This window comes from Pandoraea sp. NE5 (assembly GCF_024363545.1).
Lineage (GTDB): Bacteria > Pseudomonadota > Gammaproteobacteria > Burkholderiales > Burkholderiaceae > Pandoraea > Pandoraea cepalis.
This window is the reverse complement of record NZ_AP025517.1, coordinates 3,700,466-3,723,028: the sequence shown is the minus strand read 5'-3', so window position 1 is coordinate 3,723,028 and position 22,563 is coordinate 3,700,466. Positions and strand designations below refer to the sequence as shown.

General features: G+C 65.9%; 22 protein-coding genes. 6 read left to right on the top strand and 16 right to left on the bottom strand.

Annotated elements, in window-relative coordinates:
• Positions 1-8 precede the first annotated feature (8 nt).
• The 13 genes from PanNE5_RS17035 to PanNE5_RS16975 form a co-directional block, all read right to left on the bottom strand.
• Entirely contained in the window at positions 9-2,057 is a 2,049-nt protein-coding gene (locus tag PanNE5_RS17035) for a pilus assembly protein TadG-related protein (protein ID WP_017234049.1), read from the bottom strand.
• Positions 2,058-2,099: 42 nt separating this feature from the next.
• Positions 2,100-2,639, bottom strand: a complete 540-nt coding sequence (locus PanNE5_RS17030) for a DUF3613 domain-containing protein (RefSeq protein ID WP_261938449.1) — start codon at positions 2,637-2,639, stop codon at positions 2,100-2,102.
• A 70-nt stretch (positions 2,640-2,709) separates the two neighbouring features.
• Complete coding sequence (locus PanNE5_RS17025; RefSeq protein WP_261938448.1) at positions 2,710-3,687, bottom strand: pilus assembly protein; 978 nt, start codon at positions 3,685-3,687, stop codon at positions 2,710-2,712.
• Positions 3,684-4,703, bottom strand: a complete 1,020-nt coding sequence (locus PanNE5_RS17020) for a type II secretion system F family protein (protein ID WP_017231740.1) — start codon at positions 4,701-4,703, stop codon at positions 3,684-3,686. Before PanNE5_RS17020 ends, PanNE5_RS17025 begins: the two co-directional genes overlap by 4 nt.
• A 19-nt stretch (positions 4,704-4,722) precedes the next feature.
• Positions 4,723-5,646: a type II secretion system F family protein gene (locus PanNE5_RS17015; protein WP_261938447.1), complete on the bottom strand. Its 924-nt coding sequence runs from the start codon at positions 5,644-5,646 to the stop codon at positions 4,723-4,725.
• Entirely contained in the window at positions 5,643-7,019 is a 1,377-nt protein-coding gene (locus PanNE5_RS17010; RefSeq protein WP_150564474.1) for a CpaF family protein, read from the bottom strand. The genes PanNE5_RS17015 and PanNE5_RS17010 overlap by 4 nt, the downstream gene beginning before the upstream one ends.
• Before the next feature lies 1 nt (position 7,020).
• Positions 7,021-8,361: a MinD/ParA family protein gene (locus PanNE5_RS17005; RefSeq protein ID WP_017231743.1), complete on the bottom strand. Its 1,341-nt coding sequence runs from the start codon at positions 8,359-8,361 to the stop codon at positions 7,021-7,023.
• Positions 8,362-8,437: 76 nt separating this feature from the next.
• Complete coding sequence (locus PanNE5_RS17000; RefSeq protein ID WP_261938446.1) at positions 8,438-9,772, bottom strand: type II and III secretion system protein family protein; 1,335 nt, start codon at positions 9,770-9,772, stop codon at positions 8,438-8,440.
• A 128-nt stretch (positions 9,773-9,900) separates the two neighbouring features.
• Positions 9,901-10,923, bottom strand: coding sequence for a Flp pilus assembly protein CpaB (cpaB, locus tag PanNE5_RS16995; protein ID WP_261938445.1), 1,023 nt, complete (start codon positions 10,921-10,923; stop codon positions 9,901-9,903).
• A 155-nt stretch (positions 10,924-11,078) separates the two neighbouring features.
• Entirely contained in the window at positions 11,079-11,555 is a 477-nt protein-coding gene (locus PanNE5_RS16990; protein WP_026132154.1) for a TadE/TadG family type IV pilus assembly protein, read from the bottom strand.
• Positions 11,556-11,766: 211 nt separating this feature from the next.
• Positions 11,767-12,246, bottom strand: coding sequence for a prepilin peptidase (locus PanNE5_RS16985; protein ID WP_017234998.1), 480 nt, complete (start codon positions 12,244-12,246; stop codon positions 11,767-11,769).
• 13 nt (positions 12,247-12,259) lie between these two features.
• A complete protein-coding gene (locus tag PanNE5_RS16980) occupies positions 12,260-12,460 on the bottom strand; it encodes a Flp family type IVb pilin (protein ID WP_017234999.1) in 201 nt (66 codons plus the stop codon).
• Between the two features lie 145 nt (positions 12,461-12,605).
• On the bottom strand, positions 12,606-12,791 hold the full coding sequence (locus tag PanNE5_RS16975) for a Flp family type IVb pilin (protein ID WP_017235000.1): 186 nt from the start codon (positions 12,789-12,791) through the stop codon (positions 12,606-12,608).
• A 924-nt stretch (positions 12,792-13,715) separates the two neighbouring features.
• Between PanNE5_RS16975 and PanNE5_RS16970 the strand changes: the two genes are divergently transcribed.
• The 5 genes from PanNE5_RS16970 (at position 13,716) to PanNE5_RS16950 (ending at position 19,049) form a co-directional block, all read left to right on the top strand.
• Positions 13,716-14,036 (top strand): hypothetical protein, encoded by a 321-nt coding sequence (locus PanNE5_RS16970; RefSeq protein ID WP_150564478.1) that lies wholly within the window; start codon positions 13,716-13,718, stop codon positions 14,034-14,036.
• A gap of 28 nt (positions 14,037-14,064) precedes the next feature.
• The gene (locus PanNE5_RS16965) at positions 14,065-15,774 is read left to right on the top strand and encodes a collagen-like triple helix repeat-containing protein (RefSeq protein ID WP_261938444.1); all 1,710 of its coding nucleotides are present in this window, start codon (positions 14,065-14,067) and stop codon (positions 15,772-15,774) included.
• A gap of 39 nt (positions 15,775-15,813) precedes the next feature.
• On the top strand, positions 15,814-16,977 hold the full coding sequence (locus tag PanNE5_RS16960) for a collagen-like triple helix repeat-containing protein (RefSeq protein ID WP_261938443.1): 1,164 nt from the start codon (positions 15,814-15,816) through the stop codon (positions 16,975-16,977).
• A gap of 67 nt (positions 16,978-17,044) precedes the next feature.
• Positions 17,045-17,776, top strand: coding sequence for a MarR family winged helix-turn-helix transcriptional regulator (locus PanNE5_RS16955; protein WP_017231554.1), 732 nt, complete (start codon positions 17,045-17,047; stop codon positions 17,774-17,776).
• 40 nt (positions 17,777-17,816) lie between these two features.
• A complete protein-coding gene (locus PanNE5_RS16950; protein ID WP_261938442.1) occupies positions 17,817-19,049 on the top strand; it encodes a collagen-like triple helix repeat-containing protein in 1,233 nt (410 codons plus the stop codon).
• Between the two features lie 428 nt (positions 19,050-19,477).
• Here PanNE5_RS16950 and PanNE5_RS16945 read toward each other — a convergent pair whose 3' ends face one another.
• Both PanNE5_RS16945 and PanNE5_RS16940 read right to left on the bottom strand, forming a co-directional pair.
• Positions 19,478-19,960 (bottom strand): DUF2147 domain-containing protein, encoded by a 483-nt coding sequence (locus PanNE5_RS16945; protein WP_017231552.1) that lies wholly within the window; start codon positions 19,958-19,960, stop codon positions 19,478-19,480.
• 176 nt (positions 19,961-20,136) lie between these two features.
• On the bottom strand, positions 20,137-20,787 hold the full coding sequence (locus PanNE5_RS16940; RefSeq protein WP_017231550.1) for a DUF2939 domain-containing protein: 651 nt from the start codon (positions 20,785-20,787) through the stop codon (positions 20,137-20,139).
• A gap of 258 nt (positions 20,788-21,045) precedes the next feature.
• Here PanNE5_RS16940 and PanNE5_RS16935 point away from each other — a divergent pair, with 258 nt between their 5' ends.
• Positions 21,046-21,333: a hypothetical protein gene (locus PanNE5_RS16935; protein WP_157211310.1), complete on the top strand. Its 288-nt coding sequence runs from the start codon at positions 21,046-21,048 to the stop codon at positions 21,331-21,333.
• A 39-nt stretch (positions 21,334-21,372) separates the two neighbouring features.
• Here the strand turns inward: PanNE5_RS16935 and zapE are convergent, their stop codons facing one another.
• The gene (gene zapE, locus PanNE5_RS16930; protein WP_017231548.1) at positions 21,373-22,470 is read right to left on the bottom strand and encodes a cell division protein ZapE; all 1,098 of its coding nucleotides are present in this window, start codon (positions 22,468-22,470) and stop codon (positions 21,373-21,375) included.
• Between the last annotated feature and the right edge of the window lie 93 nt (positions 22,471-22,563).

The following is a 22,563-nucleotide window of genomic DNA, read 5'->3' as shown; positions in this document are numbered from 1 at the left end:
CCGCTTCGCTAATAGACGAGTTGGACGAGTCCGTTCTGGCAGTTGATGCTGTCGACTGTCACCGTGGTGGTACCGAGCGTGATGCCGAGCGACGTGAGTAACGTGTTGAGTAGCGTGCTCAGTGGCCCTAGCAGCGGATTGAGCAAGGTATAGACCACACTGCCGAGCACGGGCGAGACGTCGGCGCTACCGATCGACCCCGACACGGCATTGACGCGGCACTGATTTGCCCCGCTGCCCGACAGATTGCACACCAGATCCGAAAAGCCGCCCAGCAAACCGTTCACGATTGAGCCAAGCGTATTGACCAGCCCAGTGATGAGGCCGTCCACGCCACCGACCACTTGGGGCAGGTTGAGGGTGGCGACGCCACCCAACGTGGTGCCGAGCGCATTGGTCGTGGTGGTGAGCCCTGCGGCGGCAGTACTGAGAAACAGGTTGACCGTCGAGACGGTGGCGCCCACGGCCGCTGTTGGCACGCTGCCAACGAGACCCGTACCGATCGTATTGGATGACGCCGCCCCAGACGCACTCACGTCGAGCGACAGGCCAGTGACCAACGCGCTGACGATCTGGCTCAGATTCACGCTCGAGCCGACCGGCCCGACGGTTTGTGGAAACGGTCCGGTAAACGTCAGCGGCGCGGGCGAATTGGTCACGAGCGAAAGGTTGACGTTTCCACCCACGTTAATCAATCCCAGCAACGTCGCAATGTTCGTGCGCTGCGTCATGAGGGTGGTGCAGCTCGCTGCATCGTTTGCGATGTTCACGCCGCTGGCCGTGCCACCCACACAGGCATTCACCAGCCCGGAATTGATTTGGAGAGTCGCGGAAGGGGTCGCACCGCATTGCAAGGCCGTCACTGTCGCTGTCGACTGTGCCGCCTCCAGCACGAGCGGCAAATTCAACTGCGTCCCCAGCCCATTGAGCAGCCCACCCAGCGTACCTGCAGACGAGTTCACGGTCACGAACAGCCGCAATTGCGCGGTCGTCGCTGTCGCCCCGACACCGCCCACGCCAACCTGTGGCGGCGAAATGACCCGAGCCACGACCGACACCGTACCGCCCAGAATCGGTAGCGACGGAATCGCCACGGCGTTGCTGCCGTTAGCGCCGACGACGGCTGCGGAAATCAGATCGGCGACACCGATATTGGCCGTGAGCGCGTTCGCTGCGCTCACCCCCGCCGCGTCGATGTTGGCGATGAGGCCGGGCGTCGTCGCCGTGCCCAGCAAGTTGATCGGCAGATTCAGCACCGGGCTGCCCGCGAACACATTGATGAGATTGTTCATCGCCGTGACCGACGCCGACAGCGCACCGTTCTGCGTTGCCAGCGCGATATTCGTCGCACTCAGCAATTGCCCGACGGTCAGGTTCTTCACCGCGGCCACGCCCGAAAGCGACGCCACGCTGACATCGCCGGTCACCGGAACCCCAAGCGCCTGCAACAATCCCTGCGGCGTGATATTGACGCCGACTAGCTGCTGTGCTGCGGCGACGTAGAGCGTTGGCGAGATGCCGACCGACTGAAGCAGCGGCGCGAGCACCGAGTTGCTCGTATTAAGCGCCAGCAGTCCCGAGTCGACCGTGAACGTCACCACCGCTGGCGCCTTGCGTGCAATCGCGGTGGCGGTGATCGTTCGGGTGCCGGCGAGCTGGAAGAAGGACGGCACCCCCAACGACAACTTCACCGACACTGCATTTCCACTCGCCGCATTGCCGGCATTGGTCGCGACGAACGTGCCCGGCCCGGTCGCCGAGGCCGACGGCGATGTCCAGATGCCGCACGACGTCGTCACCTGCAAGCCGGTGACGCTGCTGCCCATGTTCGATGTCACGTTGGCCTGTGCGACGCTCGCATACGACGTGGCGTTGGCGCATCCCGGCAGCGTCTGCGCACCGGCGAGCGCGGCCATGTCGGCCGCGCGCTGCAGATCGCGTCGTTGCATGAACGCATAGCCCACATCGATGGCGAACGCCAGAATCAGCGCCACGATCACGAAGACGAAGGCAAGAATCGGAACCGATCCCCGCTGCGCCCCACGTGACGAGGCCATACGATTCGTTCGGCGCAAACGCGCACGCACAGTCATGACACGTTACTGGCTCGCGCCAGCCCCCGCTGTGGCAGGCGCAGCGCCCGCGCTGCCCCCGCCATTGTTGCCGGTCCCCGTATCGCCCTGGACGATCGCCGGATAGAACTGAGGAATCGGATACGTGAAGCTATCCAGATAGCGCTTGTAGGCACGCGACGCCGTTGAGCCGAGCATCGGCAGCCCCGGCCCGGCGGCCAGGTTGCCCGCCTGCAGCGCGAGCAACGCTTCGGTTTCGTCGCCGAGCATTCCGTCGTGGGCATGCTCGCCGACACGCAGTGCCGTATCGCGCCGAACGACGTTGCGCGGCACGCGCCTCGCTTGTTCTGCAGGCGCTGCCGCCGTTTGCGCTGCGGGGGTTGCCGAGACAGCCGGTGCCGGCGCGGCGACATTGCGTGCGTCAGCGCCGCCCATCGATCCCGTGATCGGCGCATTGAGTTGCGCCGCGACCGCGCCCGCCCAAAGCGTGAGCACGGCGGCAACGAGCTGCGCCACCCGCCGCGGCCAGGCGCCCGATGTTCCGTGTGGTTTCTGACCTGCCATCATCCCGTCTCCCTGATATTGCGTGATTCTCGTCGTGCGCCCTGCGCCATGCATGAAGGCGGAAGCCACCGCATCACTGCGAGCGGCTGAAACGGTCCATCAGCGACATCGGCATGTCGCTGCGGGTGCCATCGGTGCCATCGGTGGTATCGGCCGCCACCGCGGCACGTGCAAGCCGGGCCTGCGCCAGCGGTGCCGGAATCGATGCCGCGGCCTGCGCGGCGGCGCGTGCCGCCGCTGCATCGGCCGCCGCCCGGCGCGCCTGTCCCTCGGCGCGGATGTCGGCGGCCAGTTTGTCGATGGCGTCGCGCGTCGCCTGAGGCATGTCGGCGCGCGTCATCACCTCATCGGCCCGCGAGCGCTCGCCCGTCACCACGAGATACACCGCCAGATTGCTCAACACCTTGCGGCTGTCGGGCCGCAGCTCGGCTGCCTGAGCAAGCGGCACGCGGGCCGCGCCCGTATCGCCGCTGCGCAACAGCGCGAAGCCGAGATCGCTCAGGTAGAACGCCTGCGTAGGCGCGCGCGTCACGGCCTCGCGCAGCGCCCGCGCCGCCGCCGCGTAATCCTTGCGTTGCGCTTCCACCAGCCCCATGCCGTGCCACGCCGCCGCCGCTTCGCTCCCGATCAGCAACGGGCGATAGGCTTGCTCTGCGGCGTTGGGCTGCCCCGTCTCACGCAAGGCATCGGCCCGGAGAATGTCGATATCCGGCGCTGCGCCGTACTGCATCCGAAACTCGTCGATATGCGCCAGCGACGCAAAATACGCGCCCTGCTCCTGCATCTGGCGAATCATCGACAGATACAACCCGCGTGTGTCGGGCTTGGCCGCCTTGGCCATGGCTTCGTCGTTCTGCTCGGCCTGCATGAGCGCCGCCGCCGACGGCGCACCGTAGCCACCGATACGCGGCCCGCTGCAGCCGGCAAGCGCCGCCGCGCACAGCACGGCCATCAGCGAGCCGGCCATCGCGCGACGGGCGCGCGGTGGCTGTGGGACGCTGGCCGCGGCTGCGGCCCGGGCAAGGCGTCGTGTCTGAATTCGTCGGGTCACCGCATAGCCTCCATCGATTTCGTTAGCGACAGGATCGCCGGTCCCGCCACCACCAGCATCAGTGCGGGTAACAGGGTCAGCATCATCGCCAGCGTCATCTTCACCGTGAGTTTGCCGATGCGCTCCTTCATCGTCTGCCGGCGCTGTTCGCGCAAGCGATCGCTGAACTGTTGCAGCGGCTCCTGCACCGCCCCGCCATGCTGCTCGACCTGCACGATGAGCCGCACCAGCGCGCGCAAATCGTCGTTGTCGTAGACCTCGCGCAAGCGGCCCAGCGACGCCTCGCGACCACGCCCGGAAGCGTGCTGACGATTGGCGTTGTCGAATTCCTTGGACAGGATCGGCAGCACTTCGCGAAAATCCGACACCAGCACATACAGGCTCTGATCCATCGACAGGCCCACCCCCTGCAGCAACCGCAGCAAGTCGATGAGCAATGGCAGCTCCTCGATCAGTTCGCGACGGCGCTGGGTCGCCTTGCGTTGCACGTAGAACTTCGGCATGAGCAGTCCGGCTCCGGCCGCACCGATCAGGCGCAGCATCGTGCCAACACCCCCGCTGCCCGGGAACCACAACCAGATGAGCAGCGGCAACACCGCCGCGAGCGCCACCCGCGTGAACAGGAACAGCGACTTGGCCCGCACGCTGTCGTAGCCGCATTGCGCGAGCAGCAGGCGATCCTCGGCGGCAATCAGATGCTGACCCAGCCGCGTTTCCGACCACTGCTTGCCCAACGCCGCGGCACGGTCGAACAACGCGCGCCAGCCTTGCTGCCGGCCCTCATGGGTCGCCAGCGTGTCGTCGTCAGGCCCCGCTTGACGCCCGCCCGGCGTACTCGCCGCACGCAGTGCCGCCAGCGCCTGTTGCTGGCGGCTGGCCAGCACCTGATCGATCATCCGTTCACTGCGTCCCTGACGCATCGCACGCAACAGCAACGCCGACGCCGCCAGCAACAGCCCGGCCGCGACCATCAACAGGCCCAGCATCATCCACAGGTGCGAGTTGGCGAGGTGCATATCGGTCAGTCCCTCTCGCTCACAGCGACTTGGCGAGCCGGTACAACAGGAAGCCGCCGAAGACTTCCAGTCCCAGGCCGATCGCGAGCAGCCGCTGACCGGACGCCTCCTGGAACATCGGCTCGAAGAATCTCGGATTGAGCAACATCAGCACGGCACTGACGATGATCGGAAGCGCAGCCAGCACCCATGCCGATAGCCGTGTCTCGGACGACAACGCGTACAGTTCCGCTTGCGCCTGCTCGCGATCGCGCATGAAGCCCGCCATGCGCGACAGGATCTGGTCGGCGCGTCCCCCGAACCGGGTGGAGAGGTCGACCACCGACGCGAACAGATAAATCTCTTCGACGTGATAGACACGTGCGATCTGCTTGAGCGCAACGTCGAGATCCACACCTGCCTGCACCTGTCGCACGGCACGGTCGAGCAGCTCGCGCAGCGGCATGTCGGCATTGCCCGCGGCGGTCTGGAACGCGGCCGGCAGGCTATTGCCGACGGTCAGCATCCGCACCATGCCGTCGAGAAAGATCGGCAACTGCCGCACGATATTGCGATGCCGGCGCGCCGCCTTGAACCAGTAGCGCAGTACCGTGCCGACCGCGTACATCAACAGTACGACGATGGCCGAGAGCGGCCCGTGCCACATCCAGAACAGCATCACCAGCAGCAGGCCGGGCGCGACCAGCATCGTGTAGAACATCGGATCGGTCTGCACGCCCGCGCGCTCGAAGAAAAACTCCCACGGCAACGACTTGCGACGCGGCGCGCGCGCGGCGTCGCTCTCGCTCGCCGCGAACCGCGGCGCGCTCTGGGCGAGCTGCCGTTCAAGAAACGCGCGCGTCGCCTGCGCTCTCACGCGCTGGTGCGTGCGGCGCCATAGCTCCAACCCTGCGGCGATCAGCAGCAGGGCGATGCCAATGACCCACAGCACGATGGCATTCATCGACGGCGTCCGAAGAAGCCACCACCGCCGCCCGAATCCGGCGGCGTGTTGCTTTGCGATTGCGCTGCTGCGGCGGCCGCCGCATGGCGCGTCTGCTCCTTGAACCGCTGCAATTTCGGCGAGTGCGGCTGAAGGCCGAGCGAGACCCAACGATCCTTCTCTTCGCCGTCGGGCCCCACGACCGATTCGTGACGGTACAGCTCCTGCGTCGAAATCACCGTATCCGACACCCCGGTCACCTCGGTAATCGACAGAATGCGTCGGCGCCCGCTCGACAGACGGCCGATCTGCACGATGAAATCGAGCGCGCTCGTGATCTGCCGGCGCAGGCTGCTCTCGCTGCCCTGAAACCCGGCGAAGCCCGCCAGCATCTCCAGGCGATAGAGGCATTCACGCGGCGAGTTGGCGTGGATCGTCGCCATCGAGCCTTCGTGGCCGGTGTTCATCGCCTGCATCATTTCCAGCACTTCGGACCCGCGCACTTCGCCCACGATGATGCGGTCGGGACGCATGCGCAAACTGTTGCGAATCAGATCGCGAATCGACACCTCGCCCGCGCCGTCGAAGCCGCCCTGACGCGATTCGAGCCGCACCACATGCGGGTGGTTGAGCGAGAGTTCGGCCGTATCCTCGACCGTCACCACGCGCTCGTTCGCCGGAATGAAACTGGCCAGCGCGTTGAGTAACGACGTCTTGCCCGAGCTGGTCCCGCCGGAGACAAGAATGTTGCAGCGTGAGCGCACTGCCGCGTCGAGCAGCGCGTAAATCTCTTCGTTGAAGCTGCCGAGCGCGAGCAGGTCGGACGGCTTGAGCGGATCCTTGCGAAACTTGCGAATCGAGACCACCGGCCCGTCGACGGCCAACGGCTCGATCACGACGTTCAGGCGCCCACCGTCGGGCAGGCGCGCGTCGACCATAGGGTTCGACTCGTCGAGACGGCGCCCGATGGGAGCAAGAATGCGTCGCACGATGCGCAGCAGATGCTGATTGTCCGAAAAGCGCAACGCTTCACGCGCAAGCACACCCTCGCGCGACACATACACGTCGTTGTACCCGTTGATCAGAATGTCTTCCACCGCAGGATCCGCGAGCAGATCCTCGATGGGTCCGAAGCCGGCCAGCTCTTTCGTGAGCGCATCGGAAATCTGGCGCAATTCCGATTCGTTGATCGGGATGCGGCGCAGTCGCACGAAGCCGTCCATCTCCAGATCGACGAACTGCTGAATCGCGCTGCGGCTCCAGCGCCCGAATTCGGCACCGAGTTCCTCGATCCGCGCGAGCAGGTGTTCGTGCGCTGCCGTCTTGATGTCCTGAAACTGCTGTGAATTGGCAAACGCGCGCTTGTCGTCGGCAAATTCGATGGAGTCGGTCATATCAGTGCTTTCCCATGAATCGGCCCAGCCAGCCCGACGAATGACGTTGTGCTGCCGCCCCCGCATGTTGCGCGCTGATCAGTCGTTCGACGAGCGGTTGCAACGCGCGCACGTACGGATCGCCGCGCGCGGTATCGAGAATCAGCTTGCCCTGATTGGTGGCCGAGAGCATGGCCAAGGGACGATCGGGCAGTGTGGCGAGCAGCGGAATCTCGAAGCGCTTGGCGATCTGATCGGCCGCCATGCCGTAACGCGGGTCGTAGCGATTGAGCACGAGCTGCAGGTGATGGCGCTCTACGCTCTTCTCTTCGAGATCGCGCAACATCGACGCGAGCGAGACGATCGCGCCCACGCTCTGGTCGACGACCAGCCAGACCTCGTCGGCCGCGCGCACGAGGCTCGCGACGAACGCGGGATTCGAGAAGCCGCCGAGGTCGGCCACGATCAGATCGAAGAACGCCCGCAGACGGTCGGTCAGCGCCAGCGCATCGGCCGCCGCCACGCTACGCATGTCGCCGAGATCGAGCGGCAGCGGCAACACCGCAAGGCCGCTTGGCGTATGCGAGACCGCCGTATGCACGAGCGTTTCGTCGAAGCGACGCAGATTCTGCACCGCTTCGGCGAAGCTGAACTGACTTTGCGTGTTGAGATACAGCAGGCCGTCACCGGACGGCAAACCGAGATCGAGCAGCGCCACATGACCGAGTAGCGAGGCATCGAACTTATCGTCCTTGTTCGCCGGCACCTTCGCCGCCCGGACCGCCTTGTCGGGATGCGCGCCCACGACCATCTCCTGCCCGAGTTGCGACAGATGCGCGGCGAGCGTGCTGCACCCCACACCGATGCGCGCGCCGAGCAGCACCACGAAGCGCCCGTGACGTTGAGGCGCGACGACACTGGGCGGTGGCGTTTGATCGACCACCCGGCGAATGACGTCGAGCGCCTCCTCGTGCGTCGAGTGCATATCGATAAAATCGTGGACCCCGGCGCGAATGGCCGCCTTCATGCCGTCGGCCCGCACCATCGAGCCCACCGCCACCAGAGGCAATTTGGGCGCCACGCGCTTGAGCATGTGCGCGAGTTCGATGGCACCGGCGAAGCCGCCGTCGGCGGCGTCGTCGGCATGGCCGGTCGGTTCGCCGGAGAAATCGAGCAGCACGACCTGCGGATCGAGATCGCCAATGCGCTGCTGCAATTGTGCCGGACGGCCCGCCTCCTGCAACACCACGCCCTCGTCGCGCAACGCCGCCGAGAGCCACTGACCGTGGCCCGCATGCGCGCTGCAAAAGAGGAAGCGATGCAACTCTGTCATGGTGTCCAGTATTCGCGTCGGTGCGTTCATTTATGCACTCCTGACTTCCCTGCCCCGGGCTCTCGCCTCTGCGCCGCTCCGTACCCTCTTGGTACCCGTATCGACGTTATTTCGAAAAACCTGGCAGTTCGCTGTCGCTTGCTACACCCATCAAGTAGGCGCCCCACACGGGGCCCGGGCGACGCTCGCGCGTATCGCCCGGTAACGGCATCGCCACCCCTTTCGCCACCGGCTTGACCAGATGGGGCGTGACGACGATCACCAGCTCCTTCTCGGCGCTGTTGTACTTCAGATTGCGGAAAAATGCGCCGATGAGCGGCAGGTCGCCGAGCAGCGGCACCTTGTCGACGGCGGCGGTGGTGGTGCGCGAAATCAGGCCGCCGATGACGAAGCTCTCGCCGTCGCCCAACTCGACGGTCGTGTCCGCACGACGTGTCGTGATGGCGGGAATCTGCGTCGAGTCGGTCACGATGGCATTCGTATAGTCGATGTCCGACGCCTCGGGCGCCACCTTCAGCGCAATGCGGTTCGGCGCAAGAATCGTCGGCGTGACCGTGAGCCCGACGCCGAACGGCTTGTAGACGATGGTGGTGGTGCCAAGGCCGCCCGATTGCGGCACCGGAATCTCGCCACCCGCCAGGAAGCTCGCGCTCTGGCCAGAGAGGGCCACCAGGGTCGGCGCCGCAAGCACCCGGCCGAGACCGTTCGATTGCAGCAGATCGATCTCCGCCGCCATGCTGAACGCGCCGCGGGTAACCGAGCCGAAGAACGAACCGAAGTTCGGCACGGCGCTCGTCCCACCCGCGCCGCCGAAGGCGGAGTTAAGCGCTGAACTCACGCCGAAGGTGCCCGAGCCGGTCTTTTTCGACGCGCCGAAGCGCGCCCCCAACTGATTGAGAATATTGCGATTGATCTCGACGATCTTCACGTCGACCTGCACGACCCCAGTGTCCCCGACCGTCGAGCGATCGACGACGACGCCGCCCTTGCCCGCCGCGTCGAGCGCCGCCGATTGCAGTGCGCTGTGCTCGATGACGGTATTCGCATGCCCCTTGATGAGCGCCGCGCCGCCACGCGCATCCACGCTGGCCGTGCCGGTATCGCCCAGGGCGCCCTGTAGACTGCCCTTCACATGCACTTCCCAACGCACCGGCTCGCCGCCACGCGGCCACGCGGCGATCTGCGTGGTGCCCGCCTGCTTGCCGACGACCAGCACCGAGCCGCGTCGTCCGCCCGAGCCCTTGAGCACGACGACATCCGCCACCGCCGGATCGGCCACGGCAACGCGCTCGAGCGCGCCGGGCACTTGCAGTTCGCGTTGCTCGTGAACCCCCAGCGTCAGCGAGCGCGATCCGGCGCCCGATCCGGTGTCGGCCGCATCGGCCAGACGCACCGACACTGTGCCGGCGCACGCGAGCAGCGCGGCTAAGCACAACAGCATGCCCGTCACGCGTCGGGTCTGTCGTCTGGCGGTGCGAACCTGGCTTCTGATCATGGCGTGGCGATATCGGTCACTGTGTGGGTGAACTGGCGTAGCGTTTCGGGTCGAATCTGTAGGCATCGGCGGCGTCAATAAGCGGCGGTGCTTTGCTGCGCGCCGCGAACGACTTCGATCGTGGCGCCGCCGCTCCCCCGTGCACCCGCCATATGGGGGGTCCCCGCCGGCGCGCGCGTCGGTGCACCCGCGAGCCCCGTCGCGGCAATGCCGGCATAGGCCTGGTTCTCGGGCGTCTCGAGCGCCGCCTTGTCGTCCGCCTTGAGTCCGGCCTTGCCCGCGAGCACGGGCGGTGGCGCCGGGAACAGCGACGGGTCGGGTTTGGCGTCGTCCCCCGGGTTGCGAAGCGCCAGCGTGATCTTGCCCTGCTGTGTGCCAAGCACCACCCGGTTGACGTCGGCCACCGGCACGGCCACGACCGCGGCAGTCGCCGGCATGGGCGCCTGCGCATTGATGGCCGGTTGCGCAGGCGCCGGGGCGGCGGTCGTGGCGGCTTGCACGCTGGACGCGACGCTCGGCGTGGCCGGCGGCGGCGACACATCGTCGAGCGATGCGTTGCCATAGCTCAGCACCCGCACACGGGAGGCCAGCAGACGCGCTTGCGTGTCATCAACCAAGCCCACCGCCGGTCCTGCCGGTCGATTGGTTTTCATCGTGAAGAAGACGTCGACGTAATCCCCCGGACGGATGCGGTTGCTCACGCCGACGGTCTCGGAGACCGGAATGGCCACGGCCCGCTCGCCCGGCGCGAGCTGCAGGGCGAGGCCGCGAGCGAGCGCGTTTTGCGTAACGGGCACGCCGGCCGCGAGGGCAATGAGGGGCACGCGGCCCACGACGTCGGCCGGGTTGGCGAAGCCGCCCGCGGTCTGACTATCGAACGAGACGAGCTTCACGCCGTCTGCGTCGATGGGTTGGCCCGGCGCGAGCGCCTTGGCCGCCACCACGGCCGGATAGCGCTGCGTGAGCGTCTGGGTTACCGGTGAAGGCGTCGCGGCCGGCGCCGGCGCGTTGGACGTGCCGAGACGCAGCGCGAACAGCGCGAGCAACACACCGGCGACAACCAACACAGCAGCAAGAATCTTGGTGGCTTTGTTCATGGCTTGGGGCCTGAAGGCCGTTCAGTCACAACTTGCGGGACGCCGGCGAACCGACGGCATGACAACCTGGCATAACCGCACATCTCATTTGGGCGCTCGGGGCGAATGTTCGTGGCACCTGCGCGCCGCTCTCCTGTAATGCTCGCGTCTCTCATTTAGCTGCCGCCCAACGTCGATGTGTCGAGCGTGATCGCGGCCGTCCCGACAATGTTTTGCGGCACGAGCGCTCCCAGCCCCGGCCAATTGACGGTCATCGGCTGGGTCAGCGTCAACGTGACGTGAACGATGCATTGCGAACTGGCGCTGGTGCCCGACGCCGGACACGGGTAGGTCGCGTCGGGCGTAAAACCGGTGCTCACCGCCGACGCCGACGGCCAGGTCAACGTGGTGTTGATCGCCTGCGTGGCGTATCCCTGGCGCTGCGCCATGGTGCCGGCGCGCAGCATGGCGCGGCCAGCCTCGGAGGCGGCCTGCGTCAGCATCTGCCGGGCAAGAATGGTGATGGAGAACGCGACGGCAACATAGAACGCGGGCAGCAGGATCATCAGGATGAGCATGAATTCCAGCGCGGCGACGCCACGCGAGCGCGTGCCTCGCAACCCTGACCCTGCCCGTGCCCCAAACCGCTTCATGACGATGCTCCCCGTCGCTCACGGCACTGTGTGGCCGTGTTTGGCGACGCATTGGTCATACTAATTTGCGCGGCGTCGCCCGCGCCTCTCGTTATTTCGGTGCCGCTTGCCGCCGCACTCGTCATTGCCTGTCTTCACCTGTGGCATGTGTCGTGGAGACCCGCACGACCTGCCGCTGCCTGACTCAATGCAACCTTTGTTACGACCGCACTTACCGCACTACAAGCGCCGCCGCTGCCAGATAGGCCCCGTAGGGCAATCCGATGCGTCCGGCTCGCCACTGCAGAACGCGTTGCCAGGCGGTGGAAGCGCTCAGGCCATCGCACCATCGCGATAGCCACTTCAACCGCAAGGTCAACAACACCAGCGCATGCCCCCCAGCCGCCACGCTGGCCAGGCACCAAACCGGCAGCAGCGCGGAATACCCCGCCACCAGCCCAATCAGCGCGAAAAGCTTGACATCGCCCGCCGCCATCACGTTGCGCCACCAAAAAGGTAGCAGTGCGATCAATCCCAACAGCGCGCCGAGCCCGTGAACCCACATGACCCGAGGCTCGCCATGCCACGCTCGCCATGCAATCCAGATCAGTGCCAGCCCTCCTACGCCCAACAGCCAGACATTCGGGATACGGCGCGCGACCAGATCGGTGATCACGATCGGCAGGCACAACAGCCACAGCAAGGTGAGCACGTTGCGTCTCGCGTCAGTGATTCACGGCGGACGTTGCGACCGACGTGAGGTTGCTGAACACATTCGTGAGCACGGTCGTCAAATTGGTGAACACCGTCGCGCCGACCAAGAGGGCGACGATGGCGGCCAGAATGCCGTACTCCAGCGCCGTGACCCCTGTCTGCCGGGACAGGCTGCGCTGCCGTCCGGCCTCCCCTGTTCGCTTTGCCCGCATGATTCGCGTCCTCGCGAATACTGCCGCCTGCCACCCTGAAGGACGCCAGAAAATTACGGTGTCCTTCCCAATATTGCCAACCACAATCTCGCCCCCCGTGCCACCACGCTCACGCCGGCGCCAAACAGGTCGCGATGCCGGAACGTCATGAACCGACGTTCGTGACGACCGACGTGATCTTCGAAAATACCGACGTGAATACCCCTGACAGGTTCGTATAAACCGCGCCACCGATCAGCACGGCCACGATCGCGGCGAGAATGCCGTACTCCAGTGCCGTGACCCCGCGTTCGTCGCGAGCAAACAGTCGAATGCGATTGCCGAGTTTCATATCACGCTCCCACTAAAAAGGCGCCAAGCGCCCGTTCGGACACAACGGAACATTGACGGCCTCTCGGTCGCCGACGCACGTGCGCCATATCGCTTATCAATGCTTGAGTTCGGCCTCGGATTCGTTGCGCCATCAGGCTTGCGAACCCCTTTTGCGTTGTACGCCAATATTTCTACGCTTGTCGATACCGCTTTTGTCGCGGCGTACGCTTTTTTTCGATGCTAATTTAAACCTGCAAACAAAAACTAGAGTCTTGCTTCCAATCACCCTGGAGAATGTAAGAAAGCGTTACATCGATGGATCAAACAATACTCCAAATCCAGATAATCCAACGCCCGCGAGGGAAAACCATGATGGGTGTCACGCCACACGTGCACGCGCAATACCTGTAGCACGCCGCTAAATATCGATTCATCTGATTCAACGGATTCACCCCGTGTTGTCGCTGTTGATCACCGTTGCACTTCGTTCAACACCCCCGCCTCCCGACATCCCCCGACACGCGCCTCGCCCAGAAACGAGATTCGGCTCGCCAGCGCCGCGACACGCCAGCATCCAGCCTTTGCGCGCCTTGCACGCTCAAGCGTCGCATGGCTTGGCAATTTACTTCGTATTTCTACACGACACCGACACCGGTCTCGCCGGGAACGTTACGTAACGTTCCCCGTAACACCCCCGTAACGGGAACGGCATTTCGACGAAAACCGCTCATTTTTCGATGGCGTTAACCCTGCCCCATCCCCCTTCCGAAGACGGTCGATCTCTCGATCCGAAAGATTCTTGTTTTCCGAAACGCAAGTAAATACAGGCTTTCCAGCCCGCCTCCGGAAAAACTAGAAGTTTTATTCAAACCCAGCCTTGGCGATTGGCACAGCTCTTGCGGATATCCCTGCATCGCAACGCTGAAGATCACCGGGGGACACCATGATCATTGGCAATACCAATCAAACGATGCCGCGCCCCGCCGCCCTGTCTGGCGGTCAGCAACGCATCGCGGCAACGCAGCGCAGCGCTGCTGCCGAGAACGATCGTAGAGGCGCAAGCCCAGGGAGGGGCGGTGCAGAAGGCGGTGGCGTACGCGCCACCGCCACACCGACCGATTCGCCCATCGCCGCTCGCGCCGACCACACGCATTCGGCCCACGCGATGACGGGCCCCGATAGCGCGATCGTCAACGCGCTCCTGTTCGCACTCATCGCACAACGCATGAACAGCCGATTGGCAGCGCAAGACGCGCTCGCCTAACCAACGATACAGACCAGAGGACATCATCATGAAAAACATTCAACGCCATCTTCTCGCTTCCGCCTGCCTGCTCGCGATCGTCACGATGACCGGCTGCGCGAGTTCGGGCTCCGGCGGAACCAGCGGGTCGCTCGGCGATAGCGGCACCAGCGCCGGCACCGGCGGCGGCGGCGGCGGAACGGGCGCCGGCACGGTGACCGACGGTTCGGGCCTCAGCGGCAATGGCGGCGGCGGAAGTGGGAACGGAAGCGGCGGCAATGGAGACGGCAGCGGGAACGGCGGCACCGGAAGCAGCGCCGCGACCAACCCGATCGGCACCGTGGCCGCCACTGCGAGCACGGGTGTCGTGACGCAAGTCGGCAAGACCGTTAGCGATCTGGGCACCACGCTGGCCGGCACGCAACTGCCGCTGGTCAGCACGCAAACGCAAAGTGGTCTCGCCGGCGCCGCCGTCTCGACCGGCAACGCTGTGCAGACCCTTGGCAATGGCCTCACGAACGGTCTCGGCAAGCTGGGTTCGGTGAGCGATCCGCTCAATCCGACGCTCGCCAGCGTGGGCGGCGCGGTCACCGACCTCGGCACGGCCGGCACGCAACTGGGTAGCGCCGTCGCCGGCCTCGGGCAGACCGGTCCGCTGGCTAATACGCCGGTCAATGGCGTAACTACGCTGCTTGGCGGTGTCGTGACGTCGGTAGGCATGGCAGGCCAAAGCCTCGGCAGCGGTTTGACGCAGACGATCACGAGCGGCCCGGTGCAGCAACTGACCACATCGCTCTCGTCGGCCATCACGCCGATCACGAACGTCGTGACCAATACCACGCAAACGGTCGGTAACACGACAGGCCTCGGCACACCGGTTTCCGGACTGCTGGCGCAAATCGGCGGCGGCCTGGCCGGTGTCGGCACGCAGATCGCCGGTCAGCTCAACAATCCGGTGGCCACGGACGTCGGCGGCATCGTGGCGGGCGTGGGTAACACGGTGGCCAGCCTGGGCGGCGCGGTCCACGGCACCCCGACGAGCACCAACCCCCTCGCCCCGCTCACCTCGCTCCTTGGCGGGCTGCCCGGTGGCCTCGGTGGTGGCGCTGGCGCCGGCCCGCTGGCTCCGGTCACGAACCTCGTCTCCGGCCTGACGGGCACGCTCGGCGGTGCCACGGGCGGCACCTCGGGTGGCAACCCGCTGGCGCCCGTCACTAGCCTCGTCTCCGGCCTGACCGGCACGCTCGGCGGTGCCACGGGCGGCGCCTCGGGCAGCAACCCGCTGGCCCCGGTCACGAGCCTCGTCTCGGGCCTGACCGGCGGGCTCGGCGGTGCCACGGGCGGCGCCTCGGGCAGCAATCCGCTGGCTCCGGTGACGAGCCTCGTCTCGGGCCTGACCGGCGGGCTCGGCGGTGCCACGGGCGGCGCCTCGGGCGGCAATCCGCTGGCTCCGGTCACGAGCCTCGTCTCTGGCCTGACCGGCGGGCTCGGCGGTGCCACGGGCGGCGCCTCGGGCAGCAATCCGCTGGCTCCGGTCACGAGCCTCGTCTCTGGCCTGACCGGTGCCCTTGGCACCGCCACCGGCGGCGCTTCGACGGGGACGGGTGGCACGGCGGCAGGCGGTGCTCTGGCCCCGGTGACAGCGCTGCTCAGTTCCGTGACAGGCACGGTCGGCGGAGCCACAGGCTCGGGTAGCAGCAGCGGCCCGCTCGCGCCGGTGACCAATCTGCTCGGCGGCTTGCTCGGCGCCAAGAAGTAACCAGGCATCCATCCAGAACGATCTAGGGAGATAGACATCATGACCAACGCACTTCAACGCACCCTCCTGGCTTCGGCCGCCATCGGCCTCATCGCCCTCACCGGCTGCTCCAGCGGCGGCGGCGGGAGCGGCGCTTCGGGCGGCACCTCGGGCACCCCGAATGCCGTCGGCACGACCGCCACCGGCGCCGGCGGCGTCGTGAGTTCCGCCGGCAACGTCGTCAGCGCCTTGGGCGACCAGGTGGCCAGCACCCAGCTGCCGCTCGTGTCCACGCAAGCGTCGCAGGGCTTCGGCGGTGCGCTCACGCAGACCGGCAACGCCGTCACCGCCCTCGGCAACGGCGTGAGCAGCGGTCTCGGCCAAACGGGTGCCTCGGCGGATCCGGTCGGCACCACGCTCGCGAGCACGGGCAATGTCGTGACCGACCTCGGTCAGGCGGGCGTGTCGCTGGGCAGCGGCGTCGCCGGTGTCGGCAAGAGCGGTCCGCTGGCAGGCACGCCCGTCGATACGCTGACCGGGGCACTTGGCAACGTGGTCGCGACCGTCGGCCAAGGTGGCATCGCCGGCGGTGCGATCCTGAAACAGGCCTTCACGGGCGGCCCGGTGGTTCAGGCCACCACGGCGCTCTCGTCGGCCATCACGCCGATCACCAATGTCGTGTCCGACACCACCCGCACCGTGGGAATGACCACGGGCCTGGGCAGTCCGGTACAGGGCTTGCTGCAGACGGTCGGCGGCGGCGTCGCCACGGTCGGCACGACGATGCAGGGTACGTCGTCGAACCCGGTCGTCACCGCACTCGGCAACACGGTGATTGCCACCGGCAACACCGTGGGTGGCGTCGGCACGTTCCTGAACGGCAGCACCTCCACCGGCTCGGCGAATCCGTTCGGATCGCTGCTGGGCAACCTGGGCACGACGACCGCAGGCGGTTCGTCGAACCCGCTCGGCTCGGTCACGGGATTGCTCGGCGGCCTCGGCGGTTCGGGCAGCAGCCCGCTCGCGCCGGTCACCGGCCTGCTCGGCGGGGTGAGTGGCGCCACGTCGGGCGGCAGCAGCAGCCCGCTGGCCCCGGTCACGAGCCTGCTCTCCGGTGTGACGAGCACGGCTGGCGGTAGCTCGGGCGGCGCAACGGGCGGTCTGACGGGACTGCTCGCACCGGTCACCAGCCTGCTCGGCAGTGTGGCCAGCGTCGGCAAGTAATCGCCAGTCCAATGGTGCGTCGCGCGAATCGCGCGCGCACCACGTGATTCATCGATAAGGAGATGCCATGGCCCGCTTCATTCCCGACACCAGCGTTCTGATGCGCGGTCATGGCGATTGCGCCCCGCAACTTTCCGAACCCGTCGCCATGCGCGACACCGGCAACGGGTTCGCCGCCGGCCACCGCCACAACACATACGGCGTCGATTCGGGCGCCGCCTCCGGGGCGACGTCGACGGCCTCCCCGCTCAACACATCGCACGGCACCATGAGCGACCGACACACGAACCGTAACGATCTCGTCGCCGGCATCGTCCGCTCGCTCGGACGCCGGCTCGCCGTGTACACGGCGCTGTATCACGCAGCGCTTGCCGAGCAGCTCGGCCTGAATGTCACCGACCTGAACGCGCTCGATCTCATCCTTGAAATCGAGTCGATTACCGCGGGCCAGCTCGCCGAACTCATGGGCGTCAGCTCGGGCGGCATCACCACGGTCATCGATCGGCTCGAGCGCGCGGGCTTCGTCGAGCGGGAGAAGAACCCGCACGACCGGCGCATGGTGATGATCCACCCCATCGAAGAGCGTTGCGCTCAGATCGAACAGTTCCTGTCCTCAGTCTCGCGCGAACTCACGGCGGTCAGCGCGGCATACGACCAGAGCGAACTCGCCGCGATTCACGATTTCCTGGTGCAGAGCATCCGCACCCTGAAGAGCGAAACCTTCCGTCTTCGCTTCGAGGCCGATCAGGACATCGCCGGTCTGGTCGCCAATGGCCGAAGTGCGTCGACCAAGGTCTGAGCGCACCTCGATGACCACGACCCCAACGAGGAGAAAACTCATGTCGAAGCTTTTGCGTCCCACGATGCTTGCCGTGCTGGTGGCGAGCATCGTCAGTGTTACCGGTTGCTCCAGTTCGGGCGGCGGCAGCGGCGCCACGGCGAACACGCCGACCAACCCGTCGGACCCGACAAATCCCGTCACGCCGACCAACCCCACGAATCCGACCACGAGCAGCGCCGGTGTCGTCAGTTCGGTCGGCTCGGTGGTGAGCGCGCTCGGCAATCAGGTCGCCGGCACGACGGTGCCGGGTGTATCCACGCAAGCCACGCAGGGTTTCGGCGGCGCGCTCACGCAAACGGGTAATGCCGTCACGGACCTGGGCATAGGCGTGGGTAGCGGACTGGGCCAGCTCGGCACGTCCGGCACGAACCCGGTCGGCACCACGCTCGCGAGCACGGGCGGTGTTGTGTCCGATCTCGGCAATGCCGGGGTATTGTTCGGCAGCGGCGTTGCCGGCATCGGCAAGAGTGGCCCGCTGGCGAACACACCGATCGACACGCTCACGGGCGTGCTGGGCACCGCCGTCGCGACCGTTGGCCAGGGGGGCGTGCAAGGCGGTTCGGCACTCACTCAGGCACTGACGAGCGCCCCCGTCGTTCAAGCGACGACGGCCCTCTCGTCGGCCATCACACCGATCACCAATACGCTCACGACGACAACGCAGACGCTCGGCAACACCACCGGTCTGGGCACTCCGGCGGCCGGTCTGCTCGGCACACTGGGCGGCGCATTGAATTCGACCGGCGCGCAGGTCAAGGCGGCCGCACCGAACGCCGCTGTCGCAAGCCTTGGCAATCCGCTCATGGCGCTGGGCAACACCGTCACGAGTGCGGGCGGCCTGCTCTCAGGGAGCACCAGCGCGACGCAACCGAATGCGCTCGGCAACGTGCTCGCCAACGTGGGGAACACCACGGTGACGCCGACCACGGCGAGCGGCAACAATCCGCTGGGCGCGCTCACCGGTTTGCTCGGCGGGCTGTCGAGTGCGACGGGCGCGTCCGGCAGCAATCCATTGGGGGCCGTCACGGGCCTGTTGGGCGGTGTGACGAGTCCCTCGGGCGCCAGCGGCGGTGCTGGCACTGCGCTGGCCCCCGTCACGGCGCTGCTGAACACGGTCACTGCGCCGCTTGCGACGCTGGCCAGCGTCGGTTCCGGTAGCACGAGCGGCACGGGCGGCGCAAGCGGCCTCCTTGCGCCGGTGACGGGACTGCTGGGCGGCGTGGCCAAATAAAGCTAGACGGCAGCGGGACAGTGACGAGACAGGGGATGGGAGAGTAGCGCGACGTACCGAAGCGTCGCAAGATCGCGAGAGGGGGGAACGTCGGCGGGGTGCAGGCCCAATGACGACGGCAAACCCGGACAGTGAAGCGACACTGGCCGGGCTTTGCCGTGTCTGGCGTCGAGCGGTCGCTCATTCCGACAGACGGCTGTGAACGTGATCGAAGTCGTCGAGGTCGGCGATCTCATGACACGTTGCGGCCACCGCGCTGTGACGTTGTTGCGTGTTGCGTGTTGCGTTAGCGTCGCGCTCGCACGCCAACAAAAAAGACCCAGACGAGTACTCGTCCGGGTCTTCTTGCCTTGGGCGTCCTGCCGAATCTGCCTATCGCGCAGTGGCGGTGCAGAAGAATCGTAGCAACGCCCCCGACGCGACGCCGATTACTGGTCTCGGATCCAGGTCTGCGTGCGACCGAGCAGCGAAATCCCGAGGTAGCCACGCACGTCGAGTTTCTTGCCGCCGTCGATCACGGTGATCTTGCAGCTGTACTCCATGCCATTTTCCGGATCGAGGATCTTGCCGCCGTCATACACTTCGCCATCCTTGCGGATGCCGCGAATGATCTGCATGCCCAGCATCTTCTGTCCCTTGCGCGCGTCGGTGCAGGCCGTGCACACACGCGCCGGATCGTCGTTTTCGCCAAGGCCCTTGGTGACGACGCCCACGTATTCACCGTCCTTTTCCGAGATCGTGACAAGCGCCTTCGGCTTGCCGGTGTTGTCGTCGATGGTCTTCCATACGCCGACCGGCGACATGTCATTGGCCGCGATTGCCGCCTTGGCAACGCCACCCAACAATGCCACTGCAACGAGCGCGTGCGCCCCCAGACGTCGCCACGACGTCGCGTTCGAAATTTGCTTCATGATTGTCATCCTCCCGGATACGGAATTGATTGTCGTAGGACTCACGATAGCCGTCATCACCGCACCGCTACTCGCGCGAGTCGCTTTGCAGATTACGCCAAAGGCGTAACGCCGTGCTGAGGAAGTCCTCTAGCCGAAATCGCCGCGCGCGCCGAGCGCCCGCCCGCCGTCGACGATTACAACGGCGGCAAGGCAATCGCGGTCAGACGCCACTGCACGAGATTGCGTCGCGTCAGCGTGAACGTCACGATGCGCGTCGGACGGTCGCTGCGCGACACATGGACAAGGAAATGATTGAAGTCCTGAAACTCGGTCCGCGTGGTGGTGCGCGGCGGTGTGTTGCCCGACGACGGCGACGCATCACCTGAGCGCGCGTCGGGCAAGTTGGCGGCATAGGGGTCGGCTGCGGCCGGCGGAGCCGCCAGCGGGGCGCTGTCCTGCGCCTGCGGTGCCGCATCGCGCGGCGCGGGCGCTCCGGGCGCTGGCGGCAATCCGGTGCTGTCACCCCGCAGCATGGCCGCCACCGCTTCCGGCGTGAGCAACGCCTCCACAACGCGATCCGACACCCATCCACCGAGCGCGAGGGCAAGGGCCCCGAAGGCGTTGCCACGCTGCTTGTCCATCTGACGCGAGAGTTCGTCGTGAAGACTCGTTTTCAGGCTTTCACGCACGGCCGGATAGTCGACGTACGACGACAGCGCCGCCGCATCGCGCGCATCGGCCGCGTCGCGCGCCCGCCACAACGTGTAATACGGCGTGCCGAAAAGTAGACCCAGCACGACAATCAGTGCCCCGAGGGATATCGCGATCCTTGACAGCTTACGCATGGCAAAACTCCGTCAATCAAACTGCGCATGGTAGGCGACGTACTGCAACTCTCCCCTGCTGGCTTACATTGCTTTACAAATCTTTACAGCAAGCGACGCCGCGCCCTTTTACTCTGGAAACGTGGCCGCAAATACGTGACACGTTCCGGCGCTCGCCCACTCGGCAGAGCATGGTACGTGCAGGGTACGCGGCAGTTCAACCGACAAGGAGGTGGCACCATGCGGCTCGCCCGACTTGTCCGGATGACGTGTTGCGTCATGCTGGCCGTCACCGCCCATGGCGCAACGGCACATCCGTGGTCGAACAGCCGGTTTTTCCAGAGTTGGTTTGCACAGGGCGCCGAGCGCCCCGACGGACGCGGCAATCACCGCGGCGGCGCACGGCCTGAACCGTCACGGCCGCCGCCTCAGGCCGTACGGCCGCAGGGCGACTTGCGCGGCGACATCTACAACCATCTGCGCGAACAGCGGCAAGCGCCCCCGCCACCGCCCGCCGACGCCCCGCGTGGGCGCGATCATGGCGATCGCGGCACGCGTTCACGCTGAGCGCAAACCCGCGAGCGGTCTACGCGCGGCGCGCAACGCTCAGGTGAGCGACGTATCCACCACGCGACGCGGAGCTTCAAGATATTCCAATGACTGCATCTCCACCAGACGCGACACCGTCCGAGCAAACTCGTTAGCGAGCGTGCCCTCCACGTACAACTCCTCGGGCGCGACTTCCGCCGACATCAGCAGCTTGACCTTGTGGTCGTAGAAAACGTCGACGAGCCATGTGAAGCGGCGCGCCTCCGACGCCATGCGCGGCGTCATCTTCGGCACGTCCGATAGCACGACGGTGTGGAAGCGGTTGGCCAGTTCGAGATAGTCGTTCTGCGAACGTGGGCCCCCGCACAACATATGGAAGTTGAACCACACCACGCCGCCCGCGCGACGCAGGGCCTTCAGCTCGCGCTGCTCGATATGCAGCACCGGGCTCTCGTCGGGAACCCCGGCGATCTCGGCAAACGCCGCACGCAGCGCTCGATTCGCCTCGTTGCCAAGGGGATAGTGATAGACCTGCACCTGCGCCAGCGTGCGGCGTCGATAGTCGATGCCGGCGTCGACATTGAGCACGTCAAGCTTCTCTTCGAGCAGCCGGATCGCAGGCAGCACGCGATCACGATGCAAGCCGTCCGGGTACAGCGTGTCGGGACGATAGTTCGACGTCATCACGAACTGCACGCCGTTCTTGAACAGCTCGGCAAGCAGGCGGTGAAGGATCATGGCGTCGGCCACATCGGAGACGTGGAATTCGTCGAAGCAGATCAGGCGATACCGCTTGGCGATGCGTTTGGCCAATTCGTCGAGCGGATCGGGCTGCCCCTTGAGCGCCTGCAACTGATGATGCACCTCACGCATGAACTCGTGGAAATGCAGACGCGTCTTGCGCTGCAGCGGCACCACCGAGTAGAAGCTGTCCATCAGGAAGCTCTTGCCACGGCCCACCCCGCCCCACAGATACACGCCCTTGGGCAGATCGGGATGCACGAGCCACTTCTTGAGGGTGCTCGAACGCCTGGCCTTGTATGCCGCCCATTCGTCGTAGCACTGTTGCAGACGCTCGACGGCGCGCTCCTGCGCCTCATCGGGCTCGTAGCCGCGCGCGGCCAGTTCCTGTTGATAGTATTCGCGAACGTTCATGCGGTGCGGCGACCGGCCGGGGGGCAGAGGAAATCGGGGAAAAAACAAAGGCGAGTTGCCTCGCCTTTGATCGTACTGTCAGCGTAAAGCGAC